This is a genomic window from Cellulomonas sp. GTC20042 (assembly GCF_055389595.1).
This window is the reverse complement of sequence record NZ_AP043678.1, coordinates 142,830-157,373: the sequence shown is the minus strand read 5'-3', so window position 1 is coordinate 157,373 and position 14,544 is coordinate 142,830. Positions and strand designations below refer to the sequence as shown.

The following is a 14,544-nucleotide window of genomic DNA, read 5'->3' as shown; positions in this document are numbered from 1 at the left end:
GCGGATCACCACCGGCCGCCGCGGCGTCATCGCCCGGAGGGGGCGGCGCGGCGGCGAGGGAGTCGGGACGGGACTCGGGGCCGGTCAGATCCACATGGGTTCGACGGTACGCGCGCCGCCCGGCGGGTGTCGACAGGTTTTCCGTGCGGGCCGACGGATCAGTCGGTGGCGTCCTGCCGGTAGTCGCGGGGCGTGCGGCCGAGCACCTGCCGGAAGTCGGCGGCGAGGTGCGCATGGTCTGCGTAGCCGAGGTCGGCCGCCACCTGCGTGATCGTGGTCCCGGGCTCCTCGCGCAGCCGTTGGGCGGCCTCCTGCAGGCGGTAGCGGCGGATCACCGTCAGCGGCGGCACCCCGACGTACCGCACGGCGAGCCGCTGCACCGCACGCACGGTGAGGCCGAGCCGGTTGGCGGCCTGCTCCACGCGGACCACCGAGCGGTCGGCGGCGACCAGGTCCTCGAAGGCGTTCGCCAGCAGCCCGCCCTCGTCGGGGGCGGACAGGTGCGCCACCGCCCAGCGCGTCGCGGCGGCGATCCCGGCGGCCTGGTCGGGCGCGGCGTCGCCCAGCGCGGCGCTCACGGTGCGGACCAGGTCGGGCTCGTCCAGCGGGACGGAGGTGTCCCGCACCGCGGACGGATCGCCGGGCAGCGAGGACCACGCCGCCGGGCGCAGCAGCATGCCGAGCGCCCAGCCGGTGCCGGTCAGGTCGCGGTGCGAGGCGCGGGTGGTCGGTCCGAACAGCCCGGCGCCGGCGGCCTCGACCACCAGGTTGGACGCCGGGAACGACAGCGTCTCCTGCCGGGAGACCACACCCGGCGGCAGGTCCCAGCGCGGCAGCCAGAACCAGCGCACCAACCCGTCCAGCGCGGCGGGGGCGGGCTCCCGGTGGAAGGTGGGCAGCCGGTCGGGGTAGAGGATCCCGCGCGCGTCGTCGCTGCTCACCGCTCGCCCCTCCCGGTCCGTCGCGAATCTCCAAGGCAGGATCCCGCACCCGTGCCTACGGTCGCTCCATGGACGAGGACCTGCCCCGCACCGGGGTCACCGGAGAGCACACGACGCACGGCGTCCCGCACGGGTCGACCAGCCTGACACCGTTCCTGGCCGTCCCCCGCGCCGCGGAGGCGATCGAGTTCTACCGCACCGTCTTCGGCGCCCGCGTGGTCGACGTGACGCAGATCGACGGGGTGGTCGCGCACGCCGAGCTCGACCTGGGTGACGGCCATCTCCAGGTCGGCGAGCCGAACCCCGCGTACCGGCTGCTGCCGCCGCCCACCGGCGAGGACGGCGACTCCGTCTGCTACTCGCTCGGGTTCTACTGCGCCGACGTGGACGCGGTGGCCGAGCGCGCGGTGGCCGCGGGCGCGACCCTGCGCGAGGGGCCGCACACCTTCGTGTCCGGGGACCGGTTCGCGTCGGTCCGCGACCCGTTCGGCGTGCGCTGGTCGGTGATGTCGCGGGTGGAGGACCTGTCGGAGGAGGAGAGCGCGCGCCGGGTGGCGGCGTGGGCGGCGACCCAGGGGTCGGGCGGCGGCACCGACTGATCGGCCCGCGCGCTGCGCCCTGCGCGAATCTCGATCGCGTGCACCCCGGGCGAGCGGCGAGAATGGTGCGTCGTGAGCCCTGCCGATCCCGCCACCCCCGCGCCGTCCCCGGACGGTCCCTCGGGCGACGGCGCGACCGGGCAGGGCGGGCGACGCCGACGCGGTGGCGGACGTGGCCGGGGCCGTGGGCAGGGCGGACGCCCGGCGCCCGACGCGGATCGACCCGGCGGCGAGCACCGCACCCGCCACGGCGAGCGACCGGCCGGGCGCGAGCGCGGCGAGCAGCGCACCCGCCGCCTGACCGCCCTCGCCGAGGCACGCCGCGCCGTCGAGGTCCCCGCGATCGTCTACCCCGAGCAGCTGCCGGTCAGCGCCCGGCGCGCGGAGATCGCCGCCGCGATCAGCGGGCACCAGGTGGTGATCGTCGCGGGCGAGACGGGCTCCGGCAAGACCACCCAGATCCCCAAGATCGCCCTGGACCTCGGGCGCGGGCGCGACGGCCAGATCGGGCACACGCAGCCCCGGCGGATCGCGGCGCGCACGGTGGCCGAGCGGATCGCGGACGAGCTCGGCACGTCGATCGGCGAGCTGGTCGGCTACCAGGTGCGGTTCACCGACGAGTCCTCGGACCGCACGCTGGTCAAGGTGATGACCGACGGCATCCTGCTCGCGCAGATCCAGCGCGACCCGGAGCTGCGGGCCTACGACACGCTGATCATCGACGAGGCGCACGAGCGCTCGCTCAACATCGACTTCATCCTCGGGTACCTGGCCCGGCTGCTGCCCCGCCGCCCCGATCTCAAGGTGATCATCACCTCGGCGACGATCGACTCGGCGCGGTTCGCCGCGCACTTCGCGGGGGCGCCGGACGCCGAGCACCCCGAGGGCGCGCCCGCGCCGGTGGTCGAGGTCACCGGGCGGACGTACCCGGTGGAGATCCGCTACCGGCCGCTGTCCCCGGACCAGCCGACCGACGACCCCGACGACCCGACCCCCGCGCGCCCGGCGAAGACCCCCGCCCGCCCTGCGCGCGGCGAGGAGGACCGGGACCTGATGACGGCGATCTGCGAGGCCGTCGACGAGCTGTGCGCGCAGGGTCCGGGCGACGTGCTGGTGTTCCTGTCCGGCGAGCGGGAGATCCGGGACGCCGAGGAGGCGCTGCGCGGGCACCTGGGCGTGCGGGTGCAGGACGCCCGCCGACCGGACGCGGTGGAGATCATGCCGCTGTACGGCCGGCTGTCGGCGGCGGAGCAGCACCGGGTGTTCCAGGCGCACGGCACCCGCCGGGTGGTGCTGGCGACGAACGTCGCGGAGACCTCGCTGACCGTGCCGGGCATCCGCTACGTGGTCGATCCGGGGACCGCGCGGATCAGCCGCTACTCCAAGGCGACGAAGGTGCAGCGGCTGCCGATCGAGCCGATCTCGCAGGCGTCGGCGAACCAGCGGTCCGGGCGCTGCGGGCGCGTGGCCGACGGCATCGCGATCCGGCTGTACTCCGAGGACGACTTCGCGGCGCGCCCCCGGTTCACCGAGCCGGAGATCCTGCGCACCTCGCTCGCGTCGGTGATCCTGCAGATGATCGCGGTGGGCGTCGCGGCGACCCCGGACGACGTGCAGGCCTTCCCCTTCGTGGACCCGCCCGACGTGCGGGCGGTGCGCGACGGCGTGCAGCTGCTCACCGAGCTCGGCGCGCTGGACACCGTGCGCGACGCGGGGGCGCGGCTGACCGAGACCGGGCGGGCGCTGGCGCAGCTGCCGATGGACCCGCGGCTGGCACGGATGATCGTGGAGGGCGGCCGGCGCGGCGTGGCCCGCGAGGTGATGATCATCGCCGCGGCGCTGTCGATCCAGGACCCGCGCGAGCGGCCGACCGAGGTGCGCGCGCAGGCCGACCAGGCGCACTCGCGCTTCGCCGACCCGACCTCGGACTTCCTCGCGTACCTCAACCTCTGGCAGTACGTGCGGGACGCCCAGCGCGAGCTGTCCGGCTCGGCGTTCCGCCGGATGTGCAAGGCCGAGCACCTCAACTACCTGCGGCTGCGCGAGTGGCAGGACGTCGTGACGCAGCTCAAGGAGATGGCCAAGCCGCTCGGGATCACCGTGGACCCGCCCCGGCGGGTGGAGCGCGACGCCGACGCCCCCGGACCGGGCGAGGCGCCGGACGCCGGACGTGGTGCGCTGCGGCTGGAGTGGGACGGCGACCGGATCCACGTGTCGCTGCTGTCCGGTCTGCTGTCGCAGATCGGCATGCAGGAGGCGAACGAGATCCAGGCGGCCCCGGCGCGCGGTCGGCAGTCGGCGGGCAACCGGCCGGATCGGCGTGCGCGCAACGAGTACCTGGGTGCGCGCGGGGCGCGGTTCGCGATCTTCCCCGGGTCCGGGCTCGCCAAGAAGCCGCCGGCCTGGGTGATGGCCGGCGAGCTGGTCGAGACCTCGCGGCTGTGGGCGCGGGACGCCGCGCGGATCCAGCCGGAGTGGGCGGAGGACCTGGCCGCTCACCTGGTCAAGCGCACCTACTCCGAGCCGTCCTGGTCGTCCAAGCAGGGCGCCGCGATGGCGCTGGAGCGGGTGCTGCTCTACGGGGTGCCGATCGTCACCGGTCGTCGCGTGCTGTTCGGCAAGGTCGACCCCGAGCACGCCCGTGACCTGTTCATCCGGCACGCGCTGGTCGAGGGCGACTGGACGACGCACCACGCGTTCTTCGCCGAGAACCGCCGCCTGCTGGAGGAGGCCGAGGACCTCGAGGCGCGCTCCCGCCGACGCGGGCTGGTGGTGGACGACGAGGCGCTGTTCGCGTTCTACGACGAGCGGATCCCGGACGACATCGTCTCCGCCCGGCACTTCGACCAGTGGTGGAAGGGCGCCCGGCGCGAGCAGCCCGATCTGCTGTCCTTCACCCGCGAGCTGGTCGTGGCCGACGACGGCGGGGTGGACGAGGGCCAGTTCCCCTCGGCGTGGCCGCAGGGCGACCTGTCGCTGCCGCTGACCTACCAGTTCCAGCCCGGCACCGACGCCGACGGCGTGACCGTGCACGTGCCGCTGGTCGCGCTCGCACGGGTGCGCCCCGAGGGCTTCGGCTGGATGGTGCCCGGCCTGCGCGAGGAGCTGGTGACCGCCACGATCCGTGCGCTGCCCAAGCCGGTGCGGGTGCAGCTCGTGCCGGCGCCGGACGTGGCGCGCGACGTGGTGACCTGGATGGACGGCAACGCCGCGTCCTGGGAGGACACCGTGCGGGCCGCCGACTCGGCACCCTCCTTCCACGACGCCTTCCGGCAGGCCGTGCGCGCGCTGCGCGACGTGGACGTGCCCGCCGACGCCTTCGACGACGAGCGGCTGCCCGCGCACCTGCGCGTGACGTTCCGGGTGCAGGACGACCGGGGTCGCGTGGTGGACGAGAGCAAGGACCTGATCGCCCTGCAACGGCGGCTGGCCGCGCGCACGCAGGACGCGGTGAGCAGTGCCGTGCGGACCGCCGTGCGCGAGGCGATGGCCGAGGCGGGGACGCCGCGCGGCCGTCGCCGTCCCGGCGGATCGGGTGGAGCGGGCGACGGGTCCGTGCCGACGCCCGGACCGGTCGCGCGCCCGGTGCTGCCCGCGATCGGCGACGGCACCGACCTGTCCACCTGGCCCTCCGGTGCCGGTCTGCCGGACGGGGCGATCCCCGAGCGGGTGGAGACCACCGACGCCTCCGGCCTGACCGTGCGCGGCTACCCCGCGCTCACCGAGCACCCCGGCACGCCGACCACCGTGCGGCTCACCGTCCTCGCCGACGCCGGGGAGCAGGCCACCGCGCACCGCCTCGGTCTGCGCCGGCTGCTGCTGCGCGACGTCGGCCTCGCCACGCCCCGGATCAGCAGCCGGTGGACCGGATCGCAGGCGCTGGCGCTCGCCGCGAGCCCCTACCCGAGCACCGACGCGCTGGTCGAGGACGTGCAGCTCGCCGCGATCGACGCCCTGCTCACCGCGCACCTCGCCGGGCGCCCCGCCACCGCGATCCGCACCGCCGACGCCTACGCGGCCCTCCGCGCACTGGTCCGCGACCGGCTGGAGGACCAGGTGCACGACCTGGTCGGCCACCTGGTCGCCGTGCTCACCGCCTGGCGCGAGCTCGACGGGGCGATCCGCAGCACCCGCAGCCTTGCCCTGCTCGGCACCGTGCAGGACGTGCAGGCGCAGTCCACCGCGCTGGTGCACCCCGGCTTCGTCGCCGAGACCGGTGCCGACCGGCTGCCCCACCTCACCCGCTACCTGCGTGCCGCCGCGCACCGGCTCGACAAGGCCGGCGACAACCCCGCGCGCGACGAGCAGCTCGCCTGGCAGGTGCACGACCTGGAGCAGCTGTACGGCCAGACGCGGGCCCGCGTCACCTCCCGCACGCCGGTGCCCGCCGACCTCGCCGCGCTGGACGACGCCCGCTGGATGATCGAGGAGCTGCGGGTGAGCCTGTTCGCGCAGCAGCTCGGGACGCCGGTGCCGGTGAGCGAGAAGCGCGTGCGGAAGGCGCTGGGCGCACTGGCCTGAGGGCAGCAGGGCACCACGCAGATCGCGCAGCATGGCGCCCGGCAGCAGCTAGCGTGCAGGAGATGCGAGTAGGCATCGACGTGGACGGCTACAACCCTTACTACGGAGGTCGTCACCTCGCGGGCGCGTCGGGTCGGCACTGGAAGTGGCTCGACATCCGGTCGCTGATGGAGTCCGTCGTCGCGGCGCAGCGCGGATGGCCGGACGCCGAGATCGCCCGGAGCGTCTACTGCACCGCGCGGATCGACGCCCGGATCAACCCTGACGGGCACGGCGAGCAGGACGTCTACCTGAAGGCGCTCCGTGCCTCGGGCAGCGTCGACCACATCGAGTACGGGAAATACGTCACGGGCGTGAGGCCACGCCCGCTGGCGATGAGAGGCGCGGCACCGGGCTCTCCGCCCGAGATCGTGCGCTCGGGCTGGCCGCTCATGGTGCAGTCAGCCCTGGGCACGCCCCAGCCGGACGCGTTGTTCATGGTCTCGACGCTGCACCAGGAGGAGAAGGGACGCGACGTGAACGTCGCCGGGCACCTGCTGGTGGACACGCTCGAGGGAGCGATCGATGCGGCGGTGGTGGTCTCCAACGACTCCGACCTGCGCTTCCCGATCCAGTTCGCCCGGCAGCGGATCCCGGTGGGGCTGGTGAACCCGCGGGGCAGGGTGTGCGCGGGGGATCTGCGAGGCCGGCCCGAGGACGGCGCCGGTGATCACTGGTGGCGACGTCTCGGGTGCGAGGATTTCACGGATCATCAGCTCCCCGCCGAGGTCGCCGGCGACACCCGGCCACCGAAGTGGTGAGGGCCTGGGCTGCTAGGCTGGCCGCATAACTCACCCGGTCCCTCGTGGGCCGGGTTCTTCTTTGCCCTGAGGCGCCCGCACAGCCGACGAGGTCGGTGGTTCGCGCGTGATCATGCGGCGCGGAACCACCGACCTCGTGCAGAACCACCGACCTCGCGGGAACGGGTTCCGGGGTCAGCCTTCGTGGGAGAGCCTGCTGTAGTCCTGGTCCTTGGTCTCCTTGGAGAGGATCAGGGCGACCAGGGTGAGGACGGCGGCGCCCGACAGGTAGAGGCCGACCAGCCAGGTCGTGCCGTCGGCGGCACCCCACAGGGCCAGGGCGATGATCGGGGCCAGCGCGGCGCCGAGGATCGACGAGACGTTGTACGCGATGGCGGAGCCGGTGTAGCGCACGTTGGTCGGGAACAGCTCGGGCAGGATCGCGCCCATGGGGCCGAAGGTGGCGCCCATCAGCGTGAAGCCGAGCACCAGGAACGCCTGGGTCAGCGCGCCGGTGAACGCGAGGTCGTCGCGGACCATGAGGAACACGTCGAAGGTCAGGCCGAAGACGACGATCGCCGCGGTGACGCCGATCAGCAGGCGCCGGCGGCCGATCCGGTCGGCGAGCGGGCCGGACAGCAGCGTGAACACGCCGAAGAAGACCACGCCGAGGATCTGCATGACCACCATGTGCACGTACGGGATGCCGAGGCCGCCGGGCACGTCGGTGTCCGGGGTGACCGCGCGGGTGCCGTAGGTCAGCGTGAAGTTGGTCATCAGGTAGAAGAGCACGTAGGTCGCCAGCATGATGAAGGTGCCGAGCAGCACCTCGCGCCAGTGGTGGCGCAGCGTGGTGCCGAGCGGCAGCTTGGTCAGCCGGCCCTTCGTGGCGGCTGCGGTGAACGACTGCGACTCGACGAGCCGCAGGCGCACCCACAGGCCGATGATCACCATGACGGCGGAGAACAGGAACGGCACGCGCCAGCCCCAGCTCATGAAGGCCGCGGAGCCCTCGCCGAGCACGCCGTTGATGATCAGGAAGATGCCGTTGGCGATGATGAAGCCCAGCGGGGCGCCGAGCTGCGGGAACGTGCCGTACCAGGCGCGCTTGCCGGCCGGGGCGTTCTCGGTGGCGACCAGGGCGGCGCCGGACCACTCGCCGCCGAGGGCGAAACCCTGCGCGAGACGCAGCACGAGCAGCAGGATCGTGGCGGTGATGCCGATGTGGTCGAAGGTGGGCAGCACGCCGATCAGGAACGTGGCGACACCCATGGTGAGCAGCGAGTAGACCAGCGTCGTCTTGCGCCCGCGACGGTCGCCGAGGTGGCCGAAGACCACGGCGCCGATCGGGCGGGCGACCATGGCGGCGCCGAAGACCGCGAAGGACGCGAGCAGGGCGGTGGTCTCGTTGCCCGTGGGGAAGAAGAGCTTCGGGAAGACGAGGACCGCGGCGGTCGCATAGACGTAGAAGTCGTAGAACTCGATCGTGGTGCCGACGAGGCTGGCGGCGATCACGCGCGACCGGGTGTTGGCGGGCTGGGGTGCCGGGGCCTCGGTGAGGGTGGCGGACACGGACATGCTGGGCTGCTCCTGACGATCTCGGCCTCCGCCGTGGCAGCGCCCGATCTGGTCCGAGCGGCTTCCCCACAGCGCGCCGGTGCGTCTGAGGACAGTAGCCCTGGACACGAGTTGTCTCAAGGTGCAGACCTGGTGCGTCTCACCTGGTGGGCATGTCGGGGGTGTGCGGCAGAGTGGGCGCATGACCGCGAGCGCCCCCGACCAGCCCGTCCTCAACGCCGCCGGGCACCCGGCCGGGCGACGCTGCTTCGGCGACGGCGACCCGCTGTACGAGCGCTACCACGACGAGGAGTGGGGTCGTCCGGTGCACGGCGACCGCGAGCTGTTCGAGCGGGTGTCGCTGGAGGCGTTCCAGTCCGGGCTCGCCTGGATCACGATCCTGCGCAAGCGCGAGGGGTTCCGCACCGCCTTCGCCGGGTTCGACGCCGAGACCGTCGCCTCGTGGGACGAGCACGACGTGGAGCGGCTGATGCTGGACGCGTCGATCGTGCGGAACCGCGCCAAGATCACCGCCACGATCGCCAACGCCCGCGCGCTGCTCGACCTGCACGCCGCCGGTCGGACCCTGGACGAGGTGTTCTGGGCCCACGCCACCCCGCCGGAGCAGCACGTGCAGCGCCGGTCCTTCGCGGACCTGCCCGCCACCACGCCGGCGTCCACGGCGCTGGCGAAGGAGCTCAAGAAGCTCGGGTTCCGGTTCGTCGGCCCGACCACCGCATACGCGGCGATGCAGGCGTGCGGGCTGGTGGACGACCACCTCGCCGACTGCCCGGTGGTGCTCGCCCGGCAGGGGTGAGCACCGCGGCGCGGGGTGAGCACCGCGGGACGCACGCTGTGCCGCCGCGCGCAGGTGGGCACCGCGCCGCCGCCCGGCGCCGCCGCCCGGCCCCTCGGGTCAGCGCGGGCCCGGTGCCGGGACGAACGCGGTGGTGAACCCCAGCCCCGCCCACAGCCGGGCGGCCGCCGGCAGACGCGCCGCGTGGTCCTCCCACGTCGTCGCCCGCACGGTCCACGCCCGCTCCGCCGCACCGGCCAGCCGGGGCAGCAGCAGGAACGTCAGGTCCTCGAAAGACGTCACGGTCTCGCACCAGATCGCGGCCTCGATCCCGGCGACCTCCACGCCGGCGAGCTCGGGCAGCGTGTCGGGGTGCCAGTCGAAGGTCCGTGCGAGGGTCCGCGCCTCGGCGTCCGGCATCCCCAGCCGCGCGCGGCGCTGCTCCCCCGCGTGGTCGGCCGCCGGCTCCGCGTACGGTCGGTCGAGGTAGAGCATCGTGTTGGACGACAGCAGCACGGGGACACCGGCGGCGGCCGCGACCGGCAGGTCGCCGGGGGCGCGGGCGAACAGCGCCTCGGCCTGGTCGATCAGCCCGTGGATCGCCTCGGGCGCGCGCGCCTTGAGGGCCGGGGTGTCGAAGGGGTTGTCCGGGCCGATCCAGTACTGCACGACGTCGTCGGGGCCGGCCGCGTCGGCGCGCACCGCCTCCTGCCACATGACGACGCGCTTGCCGCGGGACCGCAGGTGGCCGTGCGCCGCCCGCACGAAGCGCTCGTAGCGGTCCTCCGGCATCCCGAAGGCCTCGTCCGCGCCGAGGTGCACGAAGGGGCCGGGGGCCGCTGCGACCAGCGCGTCGAGCACGTCGCGGGCGAAGGGCAGCACCGCGTCGACCTCGGGGTCGAGGTACGCGGCGCCGGGGTGGGCATAGCCGGCGGGGGTGGCGAGCTCGGGGTAGGCGGCCACCGCGGCGGCGCTGTGCCCGGGCAGGTCCACCTCGGGCACGACGGTGACGTGCCGCTGCGCCGCGTGGGCGAGGATCCGGGCCAGGTCGTCCGGGGTGTAGGCGGGGCCGGTGCCCTCGGTGAGCCGGGGTCGGCCGGGCACCGGCAGCCGCCAGCCCTGGGCGTCGGTGAGGTGCAGGTGCAGCACGGACATCTTGAGTGCGGCGAGCAGGTCGATCACCCGCAGCACCTCCTCGGCGGTGGAGAAGTGCCGGACGACGTCCAGCGACAGCCCGCGCCAGGCGAACGCCGGTCCGTCCTCGACCAGCGCCCCTGGCAGCGCGCCCGGCAGGTCGCCCCCGTCGAGCAGCTGGGCGACGGTGGCCAGCGCACGGGCCACGCCGGCGGGGTCGACCGCCTCGATCCGCACCCGGCCGCCGTCCGCGACCACCCGGTGCCGCTCGTCGACCGGCACGCCGCGGGGGTCGACGCCGCGCGCCTCCGGCAGGTGGTCCAGGCCGAGCGTGACGGCGTCGTCCAGGGCCACCACCAGGTCGGCGTCCTGCGCCGCATCCACCCGACGCACCGCGCCGCCCACCCGGTCGGCGAACCAGGCGAGCACGCCGGGGTCGGCGCCCTCGGGCAGGTGCACGGCGATCGTGCCGGCGGTGCCGTGCGGCTCCGCAGCACCGAACGACCCGGCGGAGCCGACGGCGCGCAGCACCTGCGGTGCGGGGACCACGGGGACGACGCTCATGCGGGGCTCTCCTCCAGACGACGACGGGCGTCGCGGCGGGCACGCTGCGCGGTCGGGTCGACCACGGGCGCGGACAGCAGCAGGCGCTGGGTGTAGGGGTGCTGCGGGTGGTCGGTGACCTGCTCGGCGTCCCCGTGCTCGACGATCTCGCCGCGGTGGATCACGTTCACCCGGTGGCTGAGGTGCCGGACCACCGCGAGGTCGTGCGAGATGAACAGGTACGCGACGCCGGTCTGCTCCTGGAGGCTCACCAGCAGGTCGAGCACCACCCGTTGCGTGCTGAGGTCCAGCGCGGACACCGGCTCGTCGCAGACGATCAGCCGGGGCTCCACGGCCAGGGCACGGGCGATGGCGATCCGTTGCCGCTGGCCGCCGGAGAACTCGCGCGGCAGCCGGGCGGCGGCGTCGGCGGGCAGCTGCACCCGGTCGAGCAGGTCGAGCACCCGGCGGCGGGCGTCCCGGTGGGACAGCCCCTGGGCGTCGAGCGGCTCGGCCAGCGTGGAGCCGATCGGCAGCGACGGGTTCAACGAGGTGTACGGGTCCTGGAAGATCACCTGGAGGTCGCGGCTGAGCCGGCGGCGCTCCCGGCGCCCGGCGTGCGCGATCGACCGGCCCAGCAGCTCGATCCGCCCGGACGCCACCGGCACCAGGCCGAGCACCGCGCGACCGATGGTGGTCTTGCCGGAGCTCGCCCGGACGCCACCGGCACCAGGCCGAGCACCGCGCGACCGATGGTGGTCTTGCCGGAGCCGGACTCGCCGACCAGCCCGACGGTCTCCCCCTCGCGCACCTCCAGGTCGATGCCGTGCAGCACCTCGGTGCGCGGGGCACGCCAGCCGCGGCCGGGGAAGGAGACGTGCAGGTCCTGCACGGACAGCACGGGTGCGTCGGCGGAGGTGGGGGTGGCGCTCATGCGGGGGCCTCCATGGGGATCTCGGACGTGCGCGGCGACCAGGGCCCGCGCGGCGGGGCGTCGTCCAGCACCGCGGCGAGCAGGCTGCGGGTGTACTCCTCGCGCGGCGCGGTGAGCACCTGCGCGGTGGGGCCGCTCTCGACCACCCGCCCGGCGCGCATCACGACCACGCGGTCGCACAGGTCGGCGACGACGCCCAGGTTGTGGGTCACCAGCAGCACGCCCATGCCGCGCTCGGCCTGCAACCGGCGCACCAGCTCGAGCACCTCGGCCTGCACGGTGACGTCGAGGGCGGTGGTCGGCTCGTCGGCGACCAGCAGCCGGGGGTCGCAGCTCATCGCGGCGGCGATCAGCACGCGCTGCGCCATCCCGCCGGAGATCTCGTGCGGGTAGGACCGCAGCACCCGCTCCGGATCGTGGATCTCGACCTGGCGCAGCAGCTCGGTCGCACGCTCCCGGGCCGCCGTCCGGCCGAGGCCACGCACCCGGCGCAGCGGCTCGACCAGCTGGTCGCCGATGGTGAACGCCGGGTCCAGGTTGCTCATCGGCTCCTGCGGCACGTAGGCCGCCACGCTGCCGCGGAGCCGGCGGTGCTCGCGCTCGGGCAGGCCGACGACCTCGGTGCCGTTGACCAGCACCGATCCGCGGGAGACCCGCCCGCCGGACGGCAGGATGCCGAGCGCGGAGAACGCGGTCTGGCTCTTGCCGGAGCCGGACTCGCCGACCAGGCCGACGATCTCGCCCTCGGCCACGTCGAGATCCACCCCGTGCACCACCTCGATCGCACCGTTTCCGGTGCCGTAGGTGACCGCGAGGTCGCGGATCGAGAGCAGCGACGCCCGGGGACCGGCGGTGTCGAGGGTGGCGGGCGGTGCGACCGGCTCGCGGCGCAGCCGTCGCGCCGAGGGCGGGGTGCCGCCGGTGTCCTCCAGGGCGTCGCGCAGCGCGCTGGCCAGCAGCACCAGCGCGGCGGAGGTCAGCCCGAGGGCGAGCCCGGGCCACAGCATGAGGATCGGGCTGCGCTGCACGTTCTGGAACGCCTCGTTGAGCATGGCGCCCCAGGTGGGGATGGAGCCGCTGCCGACACCGAGGAACTCCAGCCCGGCCTGGAGGCCGATCGCCGCACCCGCCACCAGGGACACCTGGATGATGATCGGGGCGCGCACCACGACCAGCACGTGCCGCAGCACGATCCGCGCGTCGGTCAGCCCGGACACCCGGGCGGCGTCGACGTAGAGCTCGCCGCGCACGTCGGCCACGGTGCTGCGCACCAGGCGGAAGAAGCTCGGCGACACCAGCACGCCCAGCACCACCATCAGCACCCAGACGGTCGGGCCGAGGATCGCCCGCGAGGCCAGCAGCACCACCATGGCGGGCAGCGCCATGAGCATGTTGGTGGCCCAGGTGGCGAGCGAGTCGAACCAGCGGCCGTAGTACCCGGCGAGCAGGCCGGACGGGACGCCGAGCAGCACGGCCGCCGCGAGCGCGAGCACCGCGCCGCCGAGGGTGTTGCGGCCCCCGTAGAGCAGCCGGGACCAGATGTCGCGCCCGGCGGAGTCGAAGCCCAGCGGGTGCCCGGGGCGCGCGCCGCCGAGGGCATCGGCCAGCACGCCCGCGTCCGGCGCGGACCGGGTCAGCACCCCGGCGAGCAGCACCGCGGCCACGACCAGCAGCAGCACCGTCGCCGCGATGACGCCCTGCGGGTTGCGCAGGAACCGGCGCACCGGGTGGCTGCGCCGCCGGCCTGCCTCGGCGGCGGGGGTCTCGGGGGTGATCGCCTCGGTCATGCCAGCCGCGCCTTCGGGTTGAGCCAGCCGACCAGCACGTCGATGGCGAGGTTGATGACGACGACCCCGATCACGGCGACCATGACCAGGCCCATGATGATCGGGATGTCCCCGCGGGTGGTGTACGCCACGGTCATCGCGCCGATCCCCGGCAGGCCGAACAACTGCTCGACGATCACCGCGCCGCCGAGCAGCCCGACGAACTGCATGCCCAGCACGGTCAGCCCGGGGGCGGCGGCGTTGCGCAGCACGTGCCGCACCAGCACCCGGCGCCGGGACAGCCCGCGCGAGACGAGGGTGCGCACGTAGTCCTGCCGCATCACGTCGATCACCGATCCCCGCACCTGCTGCGAGACGCCGGCGATGCTCGCCACGGACAGCGAGAGCACCGGCAGGGTGATCGTGGACAGCCAGCCGCTCGGGGAGTCCGCGAGCGGGATGTAGCCGATCGCCGGGAACCAGCCGAGCCGGACCGCGAACACCAGCACCAGCACCAGAGTGACCAGGAAGCCAGGCAGGGCGTACCCGAGCACGCCGACCGCCTGCACCACCCGGTCGACCACGCCGCGGGACACCCCGGCCCAGATGCCCAGGCCGAAAGCGACGACCGCGGTGACCAGGGTGACGCCGACCACGATGCTCAGGGTCACCGGCAGCCGGTTCCCGATCGCGGTCAGCACGTCCTCGCTGGTGAACCAGGACCGGCCGAGATCGCCCTGCACCGCCGCCGTCAGCCAGTGCAGGTAGCGCACCAGCATCGGCTGGTCGAGGCCCAGCTCGGCGTTCTTGGTGTCCACCAGCGACTGCGCCGCCTGCTGCCCCAGCAGCTGGCGACCGACGTCGAGGTGCGGCACCGAGAGCAGCACGAAGGTGAGGAACGAGATGACGAGCAGCAGCACGACACCCGCCCCCAGGCGGCGCAGGACGAAGCTCAGCACGGTCGGTGGCCCGGG

General features: G+C 74.3%; 11 protein-coding genes. 4 read left to right on the top strand and 7 right to left on the bottom strand.

Annotated elements, in window-relative coordinates; genetic code table 11:
- Positions 1–158: 158 nt before the first annotated feature.
- On the bottom strand, positions 159–941 hold the full coding sequence (locus tag ACZ5HG_RS00745) for a helix-turn-helix domain-containing protein (protein ID WP_464179662.1): 783 nt from the start codon (positions 939–941) through the stop codon (positions 159–161).
- 68 nt (positions 942–1,009) lie between these two features.
- On the opposite strand from ACZ5HG_RS00745, the gene ACZ5HG_RS00740 reads away from it, so the two are divergent.
- The 3 genes from ACZ5HG_RS00740 (at position 1,010) to ACZ5HG_RS00730 (ending at position 6,861) form a co-directional block, all read left to right on the top strand.
- Positions 1,010–1,540 carry a VOC family protein gene (locus tag ACZ5HG_RS00740; RefSeq protein WP_464179660.1) on the top strand — a complete coding sequence of 177 codons (531 nt, stop codon included), beginning with the start codon at positions 1,010–1,012 and terminating at the stop codon, positions 1,538–1,540.
- A gap of 72 nt (positions 1,541–1,612) precedes the next feature.
- Entirely contained in the window at positions 1,613–6,061 is a 4,449-nt protein-coding gene (hrpA, locus tag ACZ5HG_RS00735; RefSeq protein WP_464179658.1) for an ATP-dependent RNA helicase HrpA, read from the top strand.
- Between the two features lie 62 nt (positions 6,062–6,123).
- The gene (locus tag ACZ5HG_RS00730) at positions 6,124–6,861 is read left to right on the top strand and encodes an NYN domain-containing protein (RefSeq protein ID WP_464179656.1); all 738 of its coding nucleotides are present in this window, start codon (positions 6,124–6,126) and stop codon (positions 6,859–6,861) included.
- Positions 6,862–7,035: 174 nt separating this feature from the next.
- Here the strand turns inward: ACZ5HG_RS00730 and ACZ5HG_RS00725 are convergent, their stop codons facing one another.
- Positions 7,036–8,418, bottom strand: a complete 1,383-nt coding sequence (locus tag ACZ5HG_RS00725) for an MFS transporter (protein WP_464179654.1) — start codon at positions 8,416–8,418, stop codon at positions 7,036–7,038.
- Between the two features lie 181 nt (positions 8,419–8,599).
- On the opposite strand from ACZ5HG_RS00725, the gene ACZ5HG_RS00720 reads away from it, so the two are divergent.
- Complete coding sequence (locus tag ACZ5HG_RS00720) at positions 8,600–9,214, top strand: DNA-3-methyladenine glycosylase I (RefSeq protein WP_464179652.1); 615 nt, start codon at positions 8,600–8,602, stop codon at positions 9,212–9,214.
- 99 nt (positions 9,215–9,313) lie between these two features.
- Here ACZ5HG_RS00720 and ACZ5HG_RS00715 read toward each other — a convergent pair whose 3' ends face one another.
- The 5 genes from ACZ5HG_RS00715 to ACZ5HG_RS00695 are packed head-to-tail and all read right to left on the bottom strand — an operon-like array spanning position 9,314 to position 14,529.
- Positions 9,314–10,891 (bottom strand): family 20 glycosylhydrolase, encoded by a 1,578-nt coding sequence (locus ACZ5HG_RS00715; RefSeq protein WP_464179650.1) that lies wholly within the window; start codon positions 10,889–10,891, stop codon positions 9,314–9,316.
- Positions 10,888–11,550 (bottom strand): ATP-binding cassette domain-containing protein, encoded by a 663-nt coding sequence (locus ACZ5HG_RS00710; RefSeq protein ID WP_464179648.1) that lies wholly within the window; start codon positions 11,548–11,550, stop codon positions 10,888–10,890. Before ACZ5HG_RS00710 ends, ACZ5HG_RS00715 begins: the two co-directional genes overlap by 4 nt.
- The gene (locus ACZ5HG_RS00705; RefSeq protein ID WP_464179646.1) at positions 11,442–11,804 is read right to left on the bottom strand and encodes an ATP-binding cassette domain-containing protein; all 363 of its coding nucleotides are present in this window, start codon (positions 11,802–11,804) and stop codon (positions 11,442–11,444) included. The genes ACZ5HG_RS00710 and ACZ5HG_RS00705 overlap by 109 nt, the downstream gene beginning before the upstream one ends.
- Complete coding sequence (locus ACZ5HG_RS00700) at positions 11,801–13,591, bottom strand: dipeptide/oligopeptide/nickel ABC transporter permease/ATP-binding protein (RefSeq protein ID WP_464179644.1); 1,791 nt, start codon at positions 13,589–13,591, stop codon at positions 11,801–11,803. Before ACZ5HG_RS00700 ends, ACZ5HG_RS00705 begins: the two co-directional genes overlap by 4 nt.
- Complete coding sequence (locus ACZ5HG_RS00695) at positions 13,588–14,529, bottom strand: ABC transporter permease (protein WP_464179642.1); 942 nt, start codon at positions 14,527–14,529, stop codon at positions 13,588–13,590. Before ACZ5HG_RS00695 ends, ACZ5HG_RS00700 begins: the two co-directional genes overlap by 4 nt.
- Positions 14,530–14,544: the final 15 nt, after the last annotated feature.

What these genes read in the sequence shown, in the direction of transcription:
- ACZ5HG_RS00740 (WP_464179660.1), top strand. Translation starts at nt 1,010, where the DNA reads ATGGACGAGGACCTGCCCCGCACCGGGGTCACCGGAGAGCACACGACG.
- ACZ5HG_RS00730 (WP_464179656.1), top strand. Translation starts at nt 6,124, where the DNA reads ATGCGAGTAGGCATCGACGTGGACGGCTACAACCCTTACTACGGAGGT.
- ACZ5HG_RS00725 (WP_464179654.1), bottom strand. Translation starts at nt 8,418, where the DNA reads ATGTCCGTGTCCGCCACCCTCACCGAGGCCCCGGCACCCCAGCCCGCC.
- ACZ5HG_RS00720 (WP_464179652.1), top strand. Translation starts at nt 8,600, where the DNA reads ATGACCGCGAGCGCCCCCGACCAGCCCGTCCTCAACGCCGCCGGGCAC.
- ACZ5HG_RS00715 (WP_464179650.1), bottom strand. Translation starts at nt 10,891, where the DNA reads ATGAGCGTCGTCCCCGTGGTCCCCGCACCGCAGGTGCTGCGCGCCGTC.
- ACZ5HG_RS00705 (WP_464179646.1), bottom strand. Translation starts at nt 11,804, where the DNA reads ATGAGCGCCACCCCCACCTCCGCCGACGCACCCGTGCTGTCCGTGCAG.
- ACZ5HG_RS00700 (WP_464179644.1), bottom strand. Translation starts at nt 13,591, where the DNA reads ATGACCGAGGCGATCACCCCCGAGACCCCCGCCGCCGAGGCAGGCCGG.